At 61.0% G+C, this 17,966-nt stretch carries 19 protein-coding genes, 1 tRNA gene and 1 rRNA gene; 5 read left to right on the forward strand and 16 right to left on the reverse strand.

Features of this window, described 5'->3' with window-relative positions; all coding sequences use genetic code 11:
- Positions 1-3 precede the first annotated feature (3 nt).
- The 3 genes from erpA to IFO71_RS04220 all read right to left on the reverse strand — a co-directional run bounded on the left by erpA (position 4) and on the right by IFO71_RS04220 (position 1,525).
- Positions 4-363: an iron-sulfur cluster insertion protein ErpA gene (erpA, locus tag IFO71_RS04210; protein ID WP_192028286.1), complete on the reverse strand. Its 360-nt coding sequence runs from the start codon at positions 361-363 to the stop codon at positions 4-6.
- Between the two features lie 65 nt (positions 364-428).
- Positions 429-869 carry a bactofilin family protein gene (locus IFO71_RS04215; protein ID WP_192028287.1) on the reverse strand — a complete coding sequence of 147 codons (441 nt, stop codon included), beginning with the start codon at positions 867-869 and terminating at the stop codon, positions 429-431.
- Between the two features lie 2 nt (positions 870-871).
- Positions 872-1,525, reverse strand: coding sequence for a DUF6776 family protein (locus IFO71_RS04220; RefSeq protein ID WP_225444365.1), 654 nt, complete (start codon positions 1,523-1,525; stop codon positions 872-874).
- A 226-nt stretch (positions 1,526-1,751) separates the two neighbouring features.
- Here IFO71_RS04220 and IFO71_RS04225 point away from each other — a divergent pair, with 226 nt between their 5' ends.
- Positions 1,752-4,439: an EAL domain-containing protein gene (locus IFO71_RS04225; RefSeq protein WP_192028289.1), complete on the forward strand. Its 2,688-nt coding sequence runs from the start codon at positions 1,752-1,754 to the stop codon at positions 4,437-4,439.
- Between the two features lie 67 nt (positions 4,440-4,506).
- Positions 4,507-6,984, forward strand: coding sequence for a hybrid sensor histidine kinase/response regulator (locus IFO71_RS04230; protein WP_192028290.1), 2,478 nt, complete (start codon positions 4,507-4,509; stop codon positions 6,982-6,984).
- 180 nt (positions 6,985-7,164) lie between these two features.
- On the opposite strand, the gene bfr is transcribed toward IFO71_RS04230, so the two are convergent.
- From bfr to rplM, 6 genes are all read right to left on the reverse strand, one after another.
- Positions 7,165-7,641 carry a bacterioferritin gene (bfr, locus tag IFO71_RS04235; protein ID WP_192028291.1) on the reverse strand — a complete coding sequence of 159 codons (477 nt, stop codon included), beginning with the start codon at positions 7,639-7,641 and terminating at the stop codon, positions 7,165-7,167.
- Between the two features lie 429 nt (positions 7,642-8,070).
- Positions 8,071-8,283: a (2Fe-2S)-binding protein gene (locus tag IFO71_RS04240; RefSeq protein WP_192028292.1), complete on the reverse strand. Its 213-nt coding sequence runs from the start codon at positions 8,281-8,283 to the stop codon at positions 8,071-8,073.
- A gap of 60 nt (positions 8,284-8,343) precedes the next feature.
- Positions 8,344-8,913: an RNA pyrophosphohydrolase gene (locus IFO71_RS04245; protein WP_192028293.1), complete on the reverse strand. Its 570-nt coding sequence runs from the start codon at positions 8,911-8,913 to the stop codon at positions 8,344-8,346.
- Between the two features lie 125 nt (positions 8,914-9,038).
- Positions 9,039-9,112 (reverse strand) — tRNA-Gln (locus IFO71_RS04250).
- 27 nt (positions 9,113-9,139) lie between these two features.
- Positions 9,140-9,532 carry a 30S ribosomal protein S9 gene (rpsI, locus tag IFO71_RS04255; protein WP_192028294.1) on the reverse strand — a complete coding sequence of 131 codons (393 nt, stop codon included), beginning with the start codon at positions 9,530-9,532 and terminating at the stop codon, positions 9,140-9,142.
- A 13-nt stretch (positions 9,533-9,545) separates the two neighbouring features.
- Positions 9,546-9,977, reverse strand: a complete 432-nt coding sequence (gene rplM, locus IFO71_RS04260; RefSeq protein WP_192028295.1) for a 50S ribosomal protein L13 — start codon at positions 9,975-9,977, stop codon at positions 9,546-9,548.
- Between the two features lie 80 nt (positions 9,978-10,057).
- Between rplM and IFO71_RS04265 the strand changes: the two genes are divergently transcribed.
- Complete coding sequence (locus IFO71_RS04265; RefSeq protein WP_225444366.1) at positions 10,058-11,221, forward strand: (Fe-S)-binding protein; 1,164 nt, start codon at positions 10,058-10,060, stop codon at positions 11,219-11,221.
- Positions 11,222-11,225: 4 nt separating this feature from the next.
- Positions 11,226-11,888 carry a 2-polyprenyl-3-methyl-6-methoxy-1,4-benzoquinone monooxygenase gene (gene coq7, locus IFO71_RS04270; RefSeq protein ID WP_192028297.1) on the forward strand — a complete coding sequence of 221 codons (663 nt, stop codon included), beginning with the start codon at positions 11,226-11,228 and terminating at the stop codon, positions 11,886-11,888.
- Positions 11,889-11,979: 91 nt separating this feature from the next.
- Here coq7 and speD read toward each other — a convergent pair whose 3' ends face one another.
- Entirely contained in the window at positions 11,980-12,807 is an 828-nt protein-coding gene (speD, locus tag IFO71_RS04275; RefSeq protein WP_192028298.1) for an adenosylmethionine decarboxylase, read from the reverse strand.
- Positions 12,808-12,956: 149 nt separating this feature from the next.
- Here speD and crp point away from each other — a divergent pair, with 149 nt between their 5' ends.
- Positions 12,957-13,643, forward strand: a complete 687-nt coding sequence (gene crp, locus IFO71_RS04280; RefSeq protein ID WP_192028299.1) for a cAMP-activated global transcriptional regulator CRP — start codon at positions 12,957-12,959, stop codon at positions 13,641-13,643.
- Positions 13,644-13,675: 32 nt separating this feature from the next.
- Here the strand turns inward: crp and IFO71_RS04285 are convergent, their stop codons facing one another.
- The 6 genes from IFO71_RS04285 to rrf form a co-directional block, all read right to left on the reverse strand.
- Positions 13,676-14,353 (reverse strand): haloacid dehalogenase-like hydrolase, encoded by a 678-nt coding sequence (locus IFO71_RS04285; protein ID WP_192028300.1) that lies wholly within the window; start codon positions 14,351-14,353, stop codon positions 13,676-13,678.
- Entirely contained in the window at positions 14,350-15,135 is a 786-nt protein-coding gene (trpC, locus tag IFO71_RS04290) for an indole-3-glycerol phosphate synthase TrpC (RefSeq protein ID WP_192028301.1), read from the reverse strand. The genes IFO71_RS04285 and trpC overlap by 4 nt, the downstream gene beginning before the upstream one ends.
- A 2-nt stretch (positions 15,136-15,137) precedes the next feature.
- The gene (locus tag IFO71_RS22615) at positions 15,138-15,482 is read right to left on the reverse strand and encodes an antibiotic biosynthesis monooxygenase family protein (RefSeq protein ID WP_192028302.1); all 345 of its coding nucleotides are present in this window, start codon (positions 15,480-15,482) and stop codon (positions 15,138-15,140) included.
- Entirely contained in the window at positions 15,479-16,510 is a 1,032-nt protein-coding gene (trpD, locus tag IFO71_RS04300; RefSeq protein WP_192028310.1) for an anthranilate phosphoribosyltransferase, read from the reverse strand. The genes IFO71_RS22615 and trpD overlap by 4 nt, the downstream gene beginning before the upstream one ends.
- Positions 16,511-16,556: 46 nt before the next feature.
- Positions 16,557-17,132 carry an anthranilate synthase component II gene (locus tag IFO71_RS04305; RefSeq protein ID WP_192028303.1) on the reverse strand — a complete coding sequence of 192 codons (576 nt, stop codon included), beginning with the start codon at positions 17,130-17,132 and terminating at the stop codon, positions 16,557-16,559.
- Positions 17,133-17,739: 607 nt separating this feature from the next.
- Positions 17,740-17,855 (reverse strand): 5S ribosomal RNA (rrf, locus tag IFO71_RS04310).
- Between the last annotated feature and the right edge of the window lie 111 nt (positions 17,856-17,966).

Consider the following 17,966-nt stretch of genomic DNA (forward strand, 5'->3'; position numbering starts at 1 on the left):
CGGTTAGACGGTGAACGAAGAGCCGCAGCCGCAGGTCGTCTTGGCGTTGGGATTGCGGATCACGAACTGCGCACCCTGCAAACTCTCGGTGTAGTCCACTTCAGCGCCCATCAGGTATTGCAAGCTGAGCGGGTCCACCAACAGGGTGACGCCCTCGTTCTCTATCGCCAAATCGTCGTCGGCGCGCTGCTCATCGAACTCGAAGCCGTACTGGAATCCGGAACAGCCACCGCCTTGGATGTACACCCGCAATTTCAGCGCCTGATTGCCCTCTTCCTCAATCAGCTGGCGCACCTTGTGAGCGGCCGCGTCGGTGAAATTCAGCGGCGCTGCGATGTCTTGGTAGGTTGGAACTGCATTCATACGCAGAGTATCGGCCAGATACTGATCAAGTGGGTGTAGAGAATGGAAAATCAAGCAGGCTGGGTTCAGGCAGCCTCGTCCTTCACCGCCTTCAGCTGCTCACCCTTGACCTGCTCTGGATTCGGCAATTGCTTGGGCGCCTGTTCGGCGTGCACCATCCGACCGGTGATCTGCGCGCCGGCGGCCATTTCGATTGATTTGTAATGCACATTGCCATGGATGCGCGCATTCGGGCCCAGCTCAATCCGCTCGCTGGCGTAAACATCGCCCTCCAGATTGCCATTGACGATGACATGCGGCGCGCGCACTTCGCCGTGCACGCGGCCCTGGTCGGCGATGGTCAGGGTGGCGCCGGCCGCCTGGGCATCGGCAAATACGCCGCCCTCGATCTGGCCTTCCACATACAAGCCACCGGTGAACAGCACATCGCCACGGATGGTCGCCTGCGCGCCGATCAGCGTTTCGACGCCTGCCGCCGCGCGGCTCGCCTTATCTTTGCCAAACATGATCAACCTCCCTTGGTCTTGGTCGTATCTTCCCACGAAAGCGTTTCGCGCACGTCCGCACCATCGCGCTCAACGGTGACGTGCACGCGATGCGGAGTGAAGCCTTCGGGAAACATCACGCTCCCCTCGACTTGCTGAAAGTAGCGAAATTCGAACGGCAGTCCAGCAGCACCGGGCTGCTGACGCAGCGCCGCCCAGTCCAGGCGGGTGAGCTTGCCAGACTGCACGCCTTCCACCGCCACCGACAGGCTGCCCTTGGTGACGCCGGACTTCTTCAGGTTCTGGGTCAAGGTCACTTGAAAATGATGATCGCTCGCGGCGCCCGGCTCGAACCTCACGCTATGGATCGACAAACCCTTGCGCTGTGCACTGCCGCCTACCAAGCGCTCGTAGAACACCACATCGGCGCGCAGCCCGGCGATTTCCTCATCACGCGCAGCCAGATCGGCCTGCAACTCGTTGAGCGCCTCGCGCGAGACCTGATCTGACCGGCCCAATACCGAAACCTGCTGCTTGAGTTCGCCGTTCTCGCCGCGCAGCACGGCCAGTTCCTGCTCCAGGCGCTCAACGTCTGTGGCAACCGAGCCGAATCGGCCGGCCGACCAGACATAGGCAGCGGCCGCGGCGGCCAGCAAGGTGAGCAGCCAAGCCGCCATCATGAGCCAGCGGCGCCCCGCCGATGCCTGCTGATGCGGAACGATTACGAAACGAGTTGGAGGTGTTGCCACGGGAGCCTGATGCGTCAAAGCGTTGTGAATGGGGCCGCAGTTAGCCATCGGCCTGCCTCAGCGTCAAGCAAAATGCCGACAGCGAGCGCTTTCAGGGCTTACGGGTCAGCGGTATAGTCGTGATCAATCATCGGAACTGCGAAGACCATCACACGTGTCCAGCCTTGCCCAGGACGACAGCCAGCAGCGTGCGGAACTGCGAATCGCGTTCTTGAAGCACCTGCCCAAGCGGTTGCAACAGCTGGCCCGGCGTGGGCATCGCTACTGTACCGAAGGCTGGGATATCAACGGCCTGTCGGTACTGCACGAAGACGTACAGCGCTTGGCCGGGGTCGCCGGTCGCTACGGCGAATTGGAAGTCAGCCAGACCCTGCATAGCCTGGAAGGGCTGCTGGAGCGCAGCCTGGGTGTCGAACAGCTCCCCAACGCAGAATCCAGCGAACAGATGCTCGGCCTGTTTGAAGCGCTGGCCCCGGAGCGGGCCGTCGCGCCGCCACGTGCCAAGCAGGAAAGCGCGGCGCACTCCGGGCAGGTCGCACGAGCTGAAGCCTCGCCTTCGCACTACTGGCGCCGCTGGGCGCCGGACAACCGCTCGGCCCTGCGTCTGGTGGGGCAAACCGCGCCCGCAGCGCCCGCAGCGCCCCTGACCTTGGCCTTGGAAGGCGAGCCTCCTGAGGAGTTCTCCGCAGCCAAGCCAACACCCGGACCGGCTGTCAGGCCAGTAGCTGCGGTGCCAGCCCCTGCGAAAGCGCCGACCACGACCACGCCGCGCAGGCCAGCAGCGGCGGTCAAACAGGCGGCGCGCATCTATCATTTGACCGATGCCGGCGAACTTAGCCTTGAGTTGGACCAGAAACTCGAAGCCATGGGCTATGAGCTCGAACTGCTGGAGAACGCCGCAGAGCTGAAGGAGATTCTCACCGCCCTGGCGCCCGATCTGGTGGTGGTGGATGCGGAATTTCTCGGCGATCTGGAAAGCGTCGGAGCAGTGTTGCGGGTAACCCGCGAGCGCACCGGAACCAAGCTGCCGCTGCTGGCTATCTCGGCAGAGGACAACGTCCCGGCCCGACTCACCGCCCGCCGAGCTGGCGCCGACGCCCTGCTGATCGCACCGAAGTCCGCCGCCGATGTACTGCAGAAGCTGCAAGAGCTGCTAGAGAGTGGGCGCGAAGAAACCTATCGGGTGCTGATTGTCGAGGATGACCGATCGCAAGGCTTGTTTGCCGAGTCCATTCTGCGCAATGCCGGCATGGAAGCCCGGGTTATTGGCAACGCTTTTGAAGTGCTCGATGCGATGGACCAGTTCCATCCCGATCTGGTGCTGATGGACCTGTACATGCCGGATTGCGACGGCACCGAATTGACCGCCCTGATTCGCGAGCGTGATGAGTTCCTGCACACTCCCATCGTGTTTCTGTCCGGCGAGAGTGATATCGACAAGCACTACCAGGCACTCGATGCCGGCGGCGATGACTTTCTGTCCAAGCCCATTCGCCCCAAGCACCTGATTTCAGCCGTCAGCAACCGGGTGCGTCGCGCTCGGGCGATGTTGCGCCGGGTTTCGACCCGCGACCCCAAGGACGCACTCACCGGCCTGTTCACCCGCAGCTACACCCTGGAACGACTGAACGAACTGTTAGGTTCGGAAGACGCGCGCAGCCGTCCCGGCGGCGTGCTGTTCTTCGATCTCGACGGCGTCGCTGCATTGCGCGACAAGCTCGGGCTGTCGCACGTAGAAGGCCTGCTCGGCGAGGCCGGCACGATGATTTCCGAGGCCCTGGACGGGGTCGAATTCGCCTGCCGCTACGGCGACGGCTGTTTTGTTGCGGTATGTCCTGAGCGACCCGACGGCAGCATGGAGTCAGTGGCTACCGAGGTTCGCAACCTTCTGCGCTCGCATTCGTTCTCCGTCGCCGGACGCCCGGTGCGCCTGCGGGTATCGGTGGGCGTTGCACCGTTCCGCTTTGGCTTTGCCGATGCCGGCAGTCTGCTCAACGCCGCTGAGCGCTGTGCCCGTGAGGCACGAGCCAGCGAGACGGGCGTGCTGCGCTTTGATCCACCGAAGCGTGGCGAATCCGAAGCCCAGGACTCGCTGACCGCGCTGGTCCGTCAGGCCATCGATCGCGACGGCTTCGAGTTGCTGTATCAGCCGATTGTCGCTGTCCAGGGCAGTGAGGAGTCACAGTTCCAGACCTTGCTGCGACTGCGCGACGACCAGGGACGTCTGCACACCGCAGCCGAAATCATCCCCACCGCGGAACGCGCCGACCTGATGGCTGACGTCGATCGTTGGGTGATGAATCAGGCCCTGCGCATGATCGAGCTACGCCGACAAGCCGGCAATCCGGTGCGGCTGTTCGTCAACCAGGCGGCCACCACGCTGGCGTCGGCCGGCCACTCAGATTGGATCGCCCACCAATTGCGAGTGCGCAATATTCCGGGCACCGAGTTGACCCTGGAACTGACGCTGGAAGACATCGACACCTACCTCGATGCCATCGTGGAGTTCTGTGAGGCCCTGATACCCTCGGGCGTGCACTTCTGTCTGAGTCGATTCGAAACCGGCAATCGTGGCGATGTGGTGCTCGAGAAGCTGCCAGTCGATTTCGTCAAACTGTCGGCACGCTACCTGTCCACCCTGCAGACCCAGGGCACCCGGGATGCCCTGCGCGGCATCGTGGACCGCGCCCACCGCCGCGGACTGCAGGTCATCGCGCAACGGGTTGAGGATGCGCAGTCGGCGGCAACGCTGTGGATGTCGGGCGTCGACTACATTCAAGGCAATCTCGTGCAACAGGCCGGCCGCGAACTTAACTTCGACTTCCAATCTGCCGTACTGTGAGTCCGAGCACCGAGCACAGAACGCCTGAGCGAGCAGGCACAACACTAGACAGGAGCATTTCTCACCTATGACGGCGCGACGCGGGGGCTTCTTGCTGGGGGTGCTGGCGGCGTCGATTGCCGTGCTGGCGGGCGTCATCGGGCTGATGGGCTGGACTGGCCCCTGGGCATTGGTCGCCGCGCTGTCCGGGGCCGGTGCCTTGCTGGGGCTGGTACTCAATCGCGCCGACCCCGCGGCCGAATCGGCTTCCGAAGCGCGCTGGGAAAGACCGGCGGCAAAGAAAGAGCCGGCAGATGCCGACGAAATCCTGGTTTTGCGCGGCGAGATCGAACGACACAAGGCGCTGGAACAGGAACTGCTCGGCGCCAAGCAATCCGCCGAGGCCGCCATGATGGCCAAGGGCGAGTTTCTGGCCACGATGAGTCACGAGATTCGCACACCGCTGAACGGCATCATCCCCCTGCTCGACATCCTGTTGAGCTCACCCCTGGGGCCGGACCAGCGCGACTACGTTCAAACAGCGTACGGCTCCGCGCGTCAGCTGCTGCGCATCGTCGATGACATTCTCGACTACTCCAAGCTCGAGGCCAGCAAGTTGGAGCTGGAAACGGTCGGCCTGAATCTGCGCGAGGTTCTGGAGGGGGTCGAGCGGCTGATGGAGAAGCCGGCCGAAAGCAAGGGCCTGGCCTTGACCCTGCATATCGACCCCGCGGTGCGTCTGGCGGTGCGCGGCGACCCGGTACGTTTGCGCCAGGTGCTTACCAACCTGGTCAGCAATGCCATCAAGTTCACCGAACGCGGCACGGTCACGGTGTCGGTAACACGGCGCGGGGAAACCCGAACCCAACACGAGCTGCGCTTCGAGGTGCGCGATACCGGGGTAGGCATCAGCGCTGAGTCATCCGCCAAGCTGTTTCAGCCGTTCTCCCAGGCCGACGCCTCCACCACCCGGACCTTCGGTGGCACCGGACTCGGCCTGGTCATTTGTAAACGCATCGTCGACTTGATGAATGGTCAGATCGGCGTCGAGTCTGAAGTGGGCAAAGGCTCCACCTTCTGGTTCCAGATTCCGCTACTGAAAGCGATCGGCGACATGGGCCCGAGCCGCAGCCAAGGCCTGCATGGCTCGCGCATCATGGTATTGACCACCGACACCACGCTGCAGCGGAAATTGGCCGTGAGCATCCCACAGTGGGGCGCCACGCCGGTGCAAGTGACCAGCACCCAGGATGCCCTGGTCAAGTTGCGTGCCGCCGCCACCCGACCGGAGAGTTGGAATTACCACCTGCTCATCGTCGACCTCAACTCAGCGCGTACCACCGCACTCGGCCTGCACCGCAATCTGCATCGCGAAGCCGGCCTCGATGACCTGCCCCTGGTCTATCTGCAAGGCGATGATCCGCCACCGCCTGAGATCGTCGCCAGCAGCCGGGTCCTGCTGCTGCCGCGCAGCATTGCCGAAGGCGAGCTGCGGGCGCTGCTGGTGCGCCATATGGACCCCGAGAAACAGGCGCCAACCGCCACCCGCGCGCCGGAGATCGTGGTCGCCGAAGCCGAGCCCGCGATCAAGAGCGAGGCCGAGCAGCAGCTCAAGGGACATGTGTTGCTGGTCGAAGACAATCCGGTCAATCGACAGGTGGCCAGTCGCTTGCTCACGCTGAGCGGACTCAGTCTGGATGCCGTTGAGAATGGCGAGGAAGCGGTCAATGCACACGCGCAGAAGCGCTATGCCGCGATCTTGATGGATTGCCAGATGCCGGTGATGGATGGCTATACCGCCACGCGCGAGATCCGCCAGGCTGAAGCGGCCAATCCCAGTCTACGCACGCCGATCATCGCCATGACCGCCAACGCCATGGTCGGCGATCGGGAGAAATGCCTGGAAGCAGGCATGGACGACTACCTTTCGAAGCCGCTCAACCGGGCTTTGCTGGTGCAGACCATTCGACGCTGGATCGAGCGGCCCGGCCACAAGGGACCAACGCCGGGCAGAACAGCTGCAAGTAAGACCTCGCAGGCCGCCGATGCGGCCAAGTCAGCTCGCGCGCCGATACCCGCTGCGCCAAAGCCAGTGCTACCGGCCAGCTCCGCCATTCAGGCGCCCGCCAGCCGGCCAACTAAACCGCCTGTTGAGTTGCCCACCTCCTCGATCAGCGCCCCCAAGCCGACGGCGCCTCCCACGGCTCGGCCGTCTGTTGCAAGCAACCGCGGACCGGCAATCAGTCGCGAGATTGTCGATGACCTGCGGGAGATCATGGGGCCGGAGTTTGAATCGCTGGTGGATGTGTTTCTAGAAGACTCGCCACGGGCCATTCAACGCTTGCAGGCAGCGCTTGAACCGCTGGACCTGCACGGCCTGATCACTCCGGCGCATTCCTTGAAATCGACCAGTGCCAATCTGGGCGCGATGGAACTGTCCGCTCTGGCCAAGCAGATCGAAATTGGTGCGCGACAAAAGACCATCAAGGATCCGGCCAGCCTGGTATTGGAACTGGGTCGTGAGTTTCAGCGCGTACAGCAGGCACTGAGCGAATACCGCCGCTGATTGATCGCCCCCAACGATGCACCATCGAAATGCTGCGACGGTGTCGCGGAAACTCAGGGCTAGATCCGATCAGATGAAGTTTCCGTCGGCGATTCTGGGGCACGGCGACAGGGTCGCGGCGAGTACCCGATGAATAACCCAGCAGCGCCGTTCGCGAACTGGGTCATGCCTCCGATGTCGTCAGGGAGCGGCCGCCAATTGCGCCTGCAAGTAAGCCGATTCACCCAAACGATCCATCAGTTCGAGCTGAGTTTCGATCCAATCGATGTGGTCCTCTTCGGAGGCGAGAATCGATTCGAATAGCTCTCGGCTGACATAGTCACCCTTCGCCTCGCAAAGCTGAATGGCCTGTCGCAGATCGGGCAGCGCCGCCTGTTCAAGCTTGAGGTCACACTCGAACACTTCACGCGGCGTTTCGCCGATCAGAATCTTGCCCAGCGCCTGTAGATTGGGCAACCCCTCAAGGAACAGAATGCGTTCAATCAGCTGGTCTGCGTGCTTCATTTCATCGATCGATTCGTGATGCTCGTGATCGGCGAGTTTCTTGAAACCCCAGTTCTTCAACATCTTGGCGTGCAGAAAATACTGGTTGATGGCCGTCAGCTCGTTGAACAGGGCCTTGTTCAAACTGGCGATGATGTCGGCAGATCCCTTCATGACAACGATACTCTTGGCTCGAATTCGCGATATTTTATCGCGTCGACCACCTCCCTGACGAAACGCAACGTATCTGCGCTTGCAGATGCGTTTCGTTCACCGCCCAGTGTTGAGTGTTGGTCTGAAGATTCTCTGGCGGCCGCCAGAGCTGGTGTCGCTCGGTCCCGGTTCTTCTTCGAGTGAAAACTCTGACCACCGCCATGCTCAGCTACGAGCCAACAGGCTGCTGAGACTTGTTTCAGCAGCCTGATATCGCGCGCCAGGGACGGCGCGCTCGGAACGCAAACACGCCAGCGATAGCGATTGATTTCCGGCAAGGCTGGCACGGCTTTGCCGCGACCGGCTTGCCATGAGCCTGCCGAACGGCGGTCCCTGAGCTTGTCGAAGGGTTGCGCTGAAAACCTCCAGGATGGAGGTCTCAGCAGCCTGCTAAGCGTAGGCCAATTGCAAAGACTCGAACCGTTGGGCTCGCGAGGCCGTGCCGTGCTCGTCCTCGAGAATCTCCTGCGCCAGAGGCAAACAGCTGCCACAGCAGGCGCCGCAGCCCGTCTTGGCGGTGAGTTCCTGCAGGTTTTTCACGCCGGTACGGGCGGCATCACGAACGGTTCGATCGCTTACCCCATTGCATAGACAGATGTACATCGCCCGGACCTCCTGCCGCCTCCAGGTCAATGTAAAGCTAAATGCGAATCGTTGTCAACACTATCCGTAGCGACTCAAGCGCGGCGAACCAGCCGAGCAGTTGTCGGTCGAGCTGCGCTGACCGGACCGAGCCGGGATTCGACGAGCCTCGGGCAAGATCCGATTGGCGCACTCGGCCAAATGCGACAAGGCACGGAAATAGACCTCGCGCTTGAAACTGACCACGTGATCGTGCGGGTACCAGAAATCGACCCAACGATATTCGACAAATTCTGGCGAATCGGTGAGATCGAAACGCAGCCGCGACTCATCGCTCAATAATCGCAACAGGAACCAGACCTGCTTCTGCCCTACACAGACCGGGCGCTCATGCTCGCGCACGCAGCGTCGTGGCAGTCGATAGCGCAACCAGCCAGGGGTGCTGCCCAGCACCTCCACATCGCCGGCCTCGAGCCCGACTTCTTCATGCAACTCACGATACATAGCCTCAAGCGGCGTCTCATCCGAGTTCATGCCACCTTGCGGAAACTGCCAGCCATCGCGCGACACCCGTCGTGCCCAGAGCAGGCGGCCGTCGTCACGCATCAGTATTACGCCCACATTCGGGCGATAGCCGTCCGGGTCAATCACCTGCGGACTCCAAAATCGTCTGCCTCGACTTTGCCACAAGCGCCGCGTGCATTCCTAGAGTGCGAGGGTGAGCGCGTTTGGCACCTGCAAAAAAAGCAAACCCCGCCGAAGCGGGGTTTGCAGTATGGCTGGGGGACTAGGATTCGAACCTAGATAGGCAGAGTCAGAGTCTGCAGTCCTACCATTAGACGATCCCCCAAGAAGCGGATCGAGTTCGCGACGCGGATTAGCGCTTCGAGAACTGAGTGGCGCGACGGGCTTTATGCAGACCCACCTTCTTACGCTCGACTTCACGAGCGTCACGGGTCACGAAGCCAGCGCGGCGCAATACAGTCTTCAGGCCTTCGTCGTACTCGACCAGGGCGCGTGCGATACCCAAACGGATCGCACCAGCCTGACCCGACGTACCACCGCCAACGGCGGTTACGGCGACGTCGAAGCTTTCCGTCATGTCGATCAGCTCAAGCGGCTGACGCACGATCATGCGGGCAGTTTCGCGACCGAAGTAATCGTCCAGCGACTTGCCATTGACGGTGATGTTGCCGCTGCCCTTACGCAGGAACACGCGAGCCACCGACGATTTGCGGCGACCGGTGCCGTAGTTTTGCTGAGTTGCCATTTCGTCGTCCTGATCAGATATCCAGCGGCTGCGGCTGCTGGGCGGTATGCGGATGGTTGGGGCCAGCGTAGACCTTCAACTTGCGATACATCGCACGGCCCAGCGGGTTCTTCGGCAGCATGCCCTTAACGCCGATTTCGATCGCGCGTTCCGGATGGGCGCCGTTCAGAACCTGACCCAGGCTCTGGGTCTTCAGGTTGCCGATATAGCCGGTGAACCGGTGATACAGCTTGTCCTGCATCTTGTTGCCGGTAGCGGCAATCTTTTCGGCATTGACGACGACGATGTAGTCACCGGTATCTACGTGCGGGGTGTACACCGGCTTATGCTTGCCGCGCAGGCGGCGCGCGAGCTCGGAGCAAAGACGGCCCAGCGTCTTTCCCGTCGCATCGACGATGTACCAGTCGCGCTTGACGGTTTCCGGCTTGGCGCTGATGGTCTTCATTGCAGCTCCCATAAGGGATTCAAAAGAAAGGAGCGGGATTGTACGCCGGACCACCCGAATTGGCAAGTCCGTCAAACCAGATGCTACGATCCTCGGCCGTGAAGGCACTACTTGACGACCGTCGGACAATCGCGTTGGCAGACCACTGCGTGCAATGCGGTCTTTGCCTGCCTCACTGTCCGACCTACCGCGCGGAACGCTGCGAATCGGAATCACCGCGGGGACGTGTGGTGCTGATAAAGGCGCTTGCCAACGCTCACGAACCTGACTTGTCGAGTGTGGCTGCCCTGAGCCTGGATCGCTGCCTGGGTTGCAGACAGTGCGAGTCGGCTTGCCCTGCCGGGGTCGAGTATGGCCAGTTGCTTATTGCCGGCCGCGCTCGGTTGGGTGGGCGAAAGCGTCTGCCGCTACGTGCTCAAGCACTGCTCTGGCTGATCGAACACCCGTTTTGGCTGCACATCGCACTCAGAATGGCGTCTCACTGGCCGGGCCCCAAGTCGCTGCGAGCACGAGCGACCGCCCCGCATCCTGGCTGGCACGCCAGCCAGACCCCGTCGCGTGGACAGGTCGTTTTGTTTACTGGCTGCTTAGCTGATCGTTTGGACGCAGCTCCGCATGCCGCCGCAGTTCGATGCTTGAATCGGCGTGGCTGGAACGTCTGGGTGACACCGCCTCGCTTTTGCTGCGGCAGTCTGCACGATCACGCAGGCCTGCCCGGCGAAGGCGCTGGGCTGCGATTGCGGCTGCAGGGCGAACTGCGAGCGGCCGGCCAGTTCGCTGCGGTCGTCAGCTGCGCCAGCGGCTGTATCGAAGCCCTGGGCGCGGCTGTCGCGCCAAGCCCAGTCTTCGAAGTGATGCGTTTTCTGGACCAGCAGCCGCCTCCGTCTAGCCACAGCGCAGGCCCGGGCAGCGCCGATCTCAGAGTTCTTCGACAGATTCCCTGCACGCTACGCGCAGCAAATCAGGCCGATGTCGGAAGCTCAACCCTGAACAACGCCGGCATCACCTGGCAAGACATGCCGGCCGACTGTTGCGGGGCGGGGGGATGGAACAGCTGGCTCGAGCCGGCGCGCGCGCAGCGGCGATTCAGGCCGTTGCACGAATGGCTAAATCAGCACGACGCGCGCATGATCATCAGCCACAACATTGGCTGTCGGCTGCATCTGCAACAGCAACTGGGCAGGCAGTTCCACCTGCTGCACCCAATCGAACTCCTCGACCGCTTGGAACAAGAATCGCCGTAGACATATGGACACCGCCCGCAGCACATCGTTTCGTCGCTTAACGCGAACCGACCATTGGTTGGGTGAACTTGAGCTGGCGCTGTTCGCCAGTCTCGGCAATCGCCCGCTGGCGGAGCGGCCCAATCCCGCCGCTTCGATTGCCGACCAGGAGTTGGACGAGTCCGAGCGGCGCCACGCCGCCGGACTGATGCGCATCAACCATGCCGGCGAGGTTTGCGCCCAAGCGCTTTACAACGGCCAGGCGGCGGTCGCGAAGGAACCGACCACACGACGCGCATTGTTGCGCGCGGCGCAGGAGGAGGTTGATCACTTAGCTTGGTGCAACGATCGGCTCGCCGAATTGGGTAGCCGCCCCAGCGTCCTGAATCCGCTGTGGTACGGCGGCAGCTATCTCATCGGCGTCGCCGCCGGGCTGTACGGTGATGGTTACAACCTGGGCTTCGTGGTGGAAACCGAACGCCAGGTCGAAGCGCATCTCGGTGAACATCTCTTGACGCTTCCGGCGGGCGATCGGCGCAGTCGCGCCATCGTGCAACAGATGCAGGCCGACGAAGTGGCGCACGGCGAGGCTGCCAAAGCCGCCGGCGCCAGACACCTACCCGACCCGATTCCCGGCCTGATGCAGGCGGCCAGCAAGCTGATGAAGGCGATTGCCTACCGCTTCTGAGAGGAAGCCAGCCCCAGCCCACCGACCCTGCAAGACCGGCGCCGAGCAGCACCTCAACGCCGACCCGTTCGGCGTTCTCGTGCCGACGAGATCAGTCGAGATTGCGGCCGTGGAACAGCTCTTCGATCTCTCGCTTCAGCTGCGCTTCAATGCGCAGTCGCTCCTTGAAGCTCAGATTCTTCGCCTTTTCCTCGAACAGGTAGTTATCGAGGTCGAATTCCTTAACATGCATCTTGCTGTGGAAAATGTTTTCCTGATACACGTTGACGTCGAACATCTCGTAGTGATTCTTGATCGACTTCGAGAGATAGTCCTGGATCGAGTTGATCCGATGGTCAATATAGTGCTTGCGGCCTTTCACATCGCGGGTAAAACCGCGCACGCGATAGTCCATGATCACGATGTCCGAGTCGAAGCTCTCGATCAGATAATTCAGTGCCTTGAGCGGCGAGATGACGCCGCAAGTCGCCACATCGATGTCCGCGCGAAAAGTCGCGATGCCGTTGTGCGGATGGGTTTCCGGGTAGGTGTGGACGGTGATATGGCTCTTGTCCAGGTGAGCGACCACCGAGGCCTCGTCGGCGTGCTCACGAACGGCACCGGCAACGACTTCCTTGCCAGCCGCTTTCTTGTCCACCACCGGCTGCTCGGAGATCAGGATGGTCACTGACGCACCCTGCGGGTCGTAGTCCTGTCGCGCAACGTTCAACACGTTGGCGCCGATGATATCGGCCACTTCGGTCAGGATCTGGGTCAACCGATCGGCGTTGTAGACCTCATCGATGTACTCGATGTAGCGTGCCTGGTGCTCCTCGGTGACCGCATAGCACATGTCGTAGATGTTGAACGACAGCGCCTTGGTCAGATTGTTGAAGCCTTGCAGCTTGAGCCGCGGCAGAGGTTTGACCTGAGGTTGCATGCCCTTCGGTACCGAGTAGAAGTTGGGGAACCGCTGATTATCGCCCAAATTGGTGACAGGAACTAGCACCCGGTTCGCAAGAATTGAATGTTTGCGCGTAGCCCAATACGCTGTACTCAACATAGGGGCCTGCGCCGGGGAGCGCTGCCATGACGATGCTGGTGAACACGCTGCGGCGACCACACTCGCCACCCTCACTCTCGCCCGACAAGGCCGCGATTGACCGCTTTCTTGCCCATTGCCATCGGCGGCGCTATCCCAGTCGGGCCGATGTCTTCCGCCCCGGCGACCCGGCGGGCACGCTCTACTACATCATCAGCGGCTCACTCTCCGCGGTGGTGGAGGAAGAGGACGGCCGAGAGTTGGTGCTGGGGTATTTCAACGCCGGCGACTTTGTTGGCGAGACCGGAATATTTGTCAGCACGCCCAGCCGCGAGATCGTGATGCGCACACGCGCCGTCTCTGAACTGGCCGAAATCGGCGTGGAGCGCCTGCATGCGCTGTTCGCCGGCCCCTTGGCCGACGACTGCCCCAAGCTGCTGTTCGCCATCGGCCAACAGCTGACCAAGCGCTTGCTGCATACCAGCCGCAAGGCAAGCCGACTGGCGTTCATGGACGTCACCAGCCGAATCACCAACACCTTAGGTGATCTGTGCCAGGAGCCAGACGCCCTGAGTCATCCCAAGGGCACGCAGATTCGGGTCAGCCGGCAGGAACTGGCTCGAATCGTCGGATGCTCACGCGAAATGGCAGGTCGAGTCCTGAAGCAGTTGGAAGAAGAAGGCCTTCTCGAAGCGCATGGCAAGACCGTGGTGGTCTATCACCCTCGAAGCTGATCTGTATCCGCGCGACTTGGGTTGGGCAGCGGCTAGCCGTGATGCGAGTGTCGGTGATCGGGGATCCATTCGAGATTTTCAAACCAGCTCGCTGCCCTGTGCGCCAACTCCGACGAACCGCCCACCCAATAGGGACGGTGCGCAGAACGCAGCAACGGTAGGTCATGCTTGCTGTCCGAATACGCCGCGCTCAACGGCGGCTCGATGCCGGCTTGCCTCAAGCGCAGCAACTTGCTGGCGCCGAAGCAGTGCAGTTTGAGGCGCATGCCCTGCTTCCACTCCACGACGGAGCCCAAGACAATCACGCCCTGCACTTGCAACACATCGCGCACAATGGCTTCCGCCATATGCTGGTAGGCGCCGGTCACCACCAGCACTCGATCACCCGCCTTGAGATGCCCACGTAGCCGCGTTAGAACAGGCTCGATCACCCACCTCGACCGCGAGCTCGCCATAGCATTCACGCGTTTCGAGATACAGGCCCGCCAGGCCTGTTCCGACATACCGCCAAACGCAACCAGGGCAAACATTCTGGACAGATACGGAACGGCCCAGCTCCATCGCATCAGTGGCAGGAGTGGCAACAGCGGCGTCACCAGAAGCCTGCGCCAACCACTTGCCCGAATCTGCGTTCGCAGAAGCGCAGCCACTGAATCACCGCGCACCAAGGTGCCGTCGAGATCAAACACGACGACCTGCGGATCATTCATGCAAACAGTCGACGTAGCTCGGCCCCTGGATCGTCAGCGCGCATAAAGGCTTCACCCACAAGAAAACAATGCACGCCGTTGCGGCGCACGAGCTGCACGTCCTGCGCCGTCAGGATGCCGCTCTCGGTGACCAGCAGCGCAGGGCCCGCCATGTCTTTCAGGCTGACGGTTGTTTCCAGGCTGACCTCGAAAGTTCGGAGATTGCGGTTATTGATTCCCAACAGTCGTGGTTTGATGTTAAGTGCGCGCTTCATTTCTTCTTCATTGTGAACTTCAACCAGGACATCCAGGCCCAACTCGGTAGCCAGCCCATTGAGTTCAACCAGCTGCTCATCAGTCAGCGCCGCCACGATCAGCAGGATGCAGTCGGCCCCAAGAATTCTTGACTCATAGACCTGATAAGCATCGACGGTGAAGTCCTTGCGCAGCACTGGCAATGACACCGCGTTGCGCGCTTCCTGCAAGTAAGCATCAGCCCCCTGGAAGAAGTCGACATCAGTCAGAACCGACAAGCAGGCCGCCCCGCCCGCTTCATAGCTGATGGCGATTTCAGCAGGGCGGAAATCCGGGCGCATCACACCCTTACTCGGACTGGCCTTCTTGATTTCTGCGATGACTGCGGGCCTGCCCTGATCCAGCGCACTTTGGAGTTTGGCTCTAAACCCGCGCGCGGGGGCGATGCCGACCACTTCGGCCTTCAGCTCGGCAAGCGGCCTTGCTGCACGCCGCGCAAGGACCTCCTCATGCTTTCGCGCGAGAATTCGGCTAAGTACATCGCTCATCTTTACAACCTGCTCCATCGATAGTCGTGCTCGATTCGCGCGATCACTACGTGAAAACGCTCGTACCACCGCGCACGGCCCGATTGCCGGATCGCCGCGTGACTCGGTTCAACACGCCAAGCTTTGATCGAGTCCAGGTCGCGCCAGTAGCTCACCGTCACGCCATTTCCATTGCCATCTCGCGCCGACTCGAATTCAACAAAACCCGGCTGCCGTGCTACCTGCGATCTCATCTGCAACGAGGCAGCTTCGTAGCCCTCGTGATCAGGTCGCAACAAGCTGGTAAAGACCACTACATAGGCAGCTTCGGAAACCCTCGGCCCCAGCGCGTCATCACCACCCCTCATGCAGACAAACCTGCTGTGAAGCTGCAGTACGCGCGCAATTTCTCCATCGCCGCGCCGGACTGCATGGTCTGTCGCGCGATCTCAATTCCGGCTGCCAGCGAATCCGACAGACCCGCAACGTAAATCGCCGCACCGCTGTTGAGCGCAACTATTTCACGCGGTAATCCATCGTCATAACGCAGGGCCGACAGCAGCATTTGCTTGCTTTCCTGAGCGTCTTGAACCTTCAAGTTTCGAGTAGCCGCCATGGCGATGCCAAAGTCTTCAGGATGCACGTCGTACTCGCGAATCTTGCCATTTCGCAACTCGCCCACCAGGGTGGCCGCACCCAGTGAAATTTCATCCATGCCATCTCGTCCCCAGACCACCAGGGCACGCTGTGCACCGAGTCTTTGCAGTACGCGAATTTGGATGCCCACCAGATCGGGGTGGAACACACCCATGACAATATTCGGCGCATCGGCTGGATTGGTTAGCGGGCCGAGGATATTGAAGATCGTGCGCACGCCCATTTCTCTGCGCACGGCGGCCACGTTTTTCATGGCCGGATGGTGAATCGGTGCGTACATGAACCCAAGCCCGATCTCATCGATACAACGCGCAACCTGATCAGGCTGCAATTCGATGGTTGCGCCCAAAGACTCAAGTACGTCGGCGCTTCCGGATTTGGAGCTGACACTGCGATTGCCATGCTTGGCCACCCGTGCGCCGGCCGCCGCGACAACAAACATCGACGCTGTGGAAATGTTGAAGGTATGCGCCCCATCGCCTCCGGTTCCAACGATGTCGACCAAATGAGCGGAATCAGCGACCGCTACCTTGGCTGCCAGCTCACGCATGACGCTGGCAGCGCCAGCGATCTCGCCAATGGTTTCCTTCTTGACCCGTAGACCGGTGAGAATCGCAGCGGACATTACCGGACTGACCTCGCCGCGCATGATTTGCCGCATGAGTTCTACCATCTCATCATGGAAGATCTCTCGATGCTCGATCGTCCTTTGCAGGGCTTCCTGAGGTGAAATTGGCATGAGCTTGGCTCTCAGGTGGGGCGTCAATGCAATATTGGCGCGGAATTTATCCGTTAAGAAAGGAGCGCAGCATGGCATGACCGTGCTGGGTCAGTATGGACTCCGGGTGAAACTGGACGCCTTCTATGGGAAGTTCACGATGCCGAAATCCCATGATCTCATCGAACTCACCGAGTTCATTTTCTGTCCAGGCAGTAACCTCCAGGCAGCTGGGCAAATTGTCCGCCGCCACCACAAGGGAATGGTATCGAGTCGCCTCAATCGGAGAGGGCAGCCCTCTGAACACTCCGTTCCCCTTGTGAACAATGGGCGAGGTCTTGCCGTGCATGATGCGCTTGGCTCGGGAAACGGTGCCGCCAAAGGCTTGTCCAATACTTTGGTGGCCCAGGCACACCCCCAGAATCGGCACTCCCAAAGCACCACTGGCCACCTCGAGCGACACACCGGCCTCGTTGGGCGTGCACGGACCCGGCGAAATCACAGCGCGCTTCGGTCGAAGCGCCGCCAGCTCGGCGGTGGTCATTTCGTCGTTGCGAACGACTCTGACCTCCTCCCCCAGCTCCTGCAGATACTGCACCAGGTTGTAGGTAAAGCTGTCGTAGTTGTCGATCATCAACAACATGTATGTGACCGTCGAATGAGCGTGCGCTGAGGCGGCCGATGATAATCATTGACGCGTCGCACAATTGCAAATTCTTTTCTCCGCAACGCGCGTTGTATTTGGTCATTGGTCGCTGTTGGCAACAAACAAAGTCAGCCTCCACCGAACGCTAGTCGCTGTCGATCACCTCGGCGAATCGCGGCCAGCGCGGCGGGCAGAGCCGGCAGTGTTTGGCGTCGGGGGCGCACTGAGCCACACGCGTAGGAAAACCGCTTTGCACCAGGCGACCACTGTCAGGTTGCTATTGGTGCTTTAGCGTTAGGCGCTGAGCCCCGAAAGATGCTCTGTCCCCCTGCCGTGAGATTGTCGCGAGGAGACACTGCGCTTGCGAACCCGGCCAGCTTGGAGAGGGTTCTTGACCTGTGCGGCTTCGATCAGTGCAAAAGCAAAAGGGCCAGCCCTTCCGGACTGGCCCTTTGGAAAAAGCCCCTGTCGCTGACCAAGTCTGCGACGACGCTTTGTTCTTCGCGATCACGGTGCGCTTGCTGAGGGTTTCAGCAGTGAGCGTTTCTCGCGGACCACAAAGAAGAAACCCCCAGCGTTAGCTGAGGGTTTCTAGGGATAAAGCCCCTGGCGATGACCTACTCTTGCATGGACCAGTGCCACACTACCATCGGCGCGTGTGCGTTTCACTTCCGAGTTCGGGATGGGATCGGGTGGTTCCACACAGCTATTATCACCAGGGAAGGGGTGGAGGGTCGCCTGGAATGGGATTCCGGCGCCTTGACCTCTCATGGGGATTAGGACGTAACAGTGTTTTGAGTGTTTCTGTCGACGGTGTTCGTCGAGGAGAAG

It is taken from the genome of Pseudomarimonas arenosa (genome assembly GCF_014841215.1).
GTDB lineage: Bacteria > Pseudomonadota > Gammaproteobacteria > Xanthomonadales > Xanthomonadaceae > Pseudomarimonas > Pseudomarimonas arenosa.

What these genes read in the sequence shown, in the direction of transcription:
- erpA (WP_192028286.1), bottom strand. Translation starts at nt 363, where the DNA reads ATGAATGCAGTTCCAACCTACCAAGACATCGCAGCGCCGCTGAATTTC.
- IFO71_RS04215 (WP_192028287.1), bottom strand. Translation starts at nt 869, where the DNA reads ATGTTTGGCAAAGATAAGGCGAGCCGCGCGGCGGCAGGCGTCGAAACG.
- IFO71_RS04220 (WP_225444365.1), bottom strand. Translation starts at nt 1,525, where the DNA reads ATGGCGGCTTGGCTGCTCACCTTGCTGGCCGCCGCGGCCGCTGCCTAT.
- IFO71_RS04230 (WP_192028290.1), top strand. Translation starts at nt 4,507, where the DNA reads ATGACGGCGCGACGCGGGGGCTTCTTGCTGGGGGTGCTGGCGGCGTCG.
- bfr (WP_192028291.1), bottom strand. Translation starts at nt 7,641, where the DNA reads ATGAAGGGATCTGCCGACATCATCGCCAGTTTGAACAAGGCCCTGTTC.
- IFO71_RS04240 (WP_192028292.1), bottom strand. Translation starts at nt 8,283, where the DNA reads ATGTACATCTGTCTATGCAATGGGGTAAGCGATCGAACCGTTCGTGAT.
- rpsI (WP_192028294.1), bottom strand. Translation starts at nt 9,532, where the DNA reads ATGGCAACTCAGCAAAACTACGGCACCGGTCGCCGCAAATCGTCGGTG.
- rplM (WP_192028295.1), bottom strand. Translation starts at nt 9,977, where the DNA reads ATGAAGACCATCAGCGCCAAGCCGGAAACCGTCAAGCGCGACTGGTAC.
- IFO71_RS04265 (WP_225444366.1), top strand. Translation starts at nt 10,058, where the DNA reads ATGCTACGATCCTCGGCCGTGAAGGCACTACTTGACGACCGTCGGACA.
- coq7 (WP_192028297.1), top strand. Translation starts at nt 11,226, where the DNA reads ATGGACACCGCCCGCAGCACATCGTTTCGTCGCTTAACGCGAACCGAC.
- speD (WP_192028298.1), bottom strand. Translation starts at nt 12,807, where the DNA reads ATGCAACCTCAGGTCAAACCTCTGCCGCGGCTCAAGCTGCAAGGCTTC.
- crp (WP_192028299.1), top strand. Translation starts at nt 12,957, where the DNA reads ATGACGATGCTGGTGAACACGCTGCGGCGACCACACTCGCCACCCTCA.
- IFO71_RS04285 (WP_192028300.1), bottom strand. Translation starts at nt 14,353, where the DNA reads ATGAATGATCCGCAGGTCGTCGTGTTTGATCTCGACGGCACCTTGGTG.
- trpC (WP_192028301.1), bottom strand. Translation starts at nt 15,135, where the DNA reads ATGAGCGATGTACTTAGCCGAATTCTCGCGCGAAAGCATGAGGAGGTC.
- IFO71_RS22615 (WP_192028302.1), bottom strand. Translation starts at nt 15,482, where the DNA reads ATGAGGGGTGGTGATGACGCGCTGGGGCCGAGGGTTTCCGAAGCTGCC.
- trpD (WP_192028310.1), bottom strand. Translation starts at nt 16,510, where the DNA reads ATGCCAATTTCACCTCAGGAAGCCCTGCAAAGGACGATCGAGCATCGA.
- IFO71_RS04305 (WP_192028303.1), bottom strand. Translation starts at nt 17,132, where the DNA reads ATGTTGTTGATGATCGACAACTACGACAGCTTTACCTACAACCTGGTG.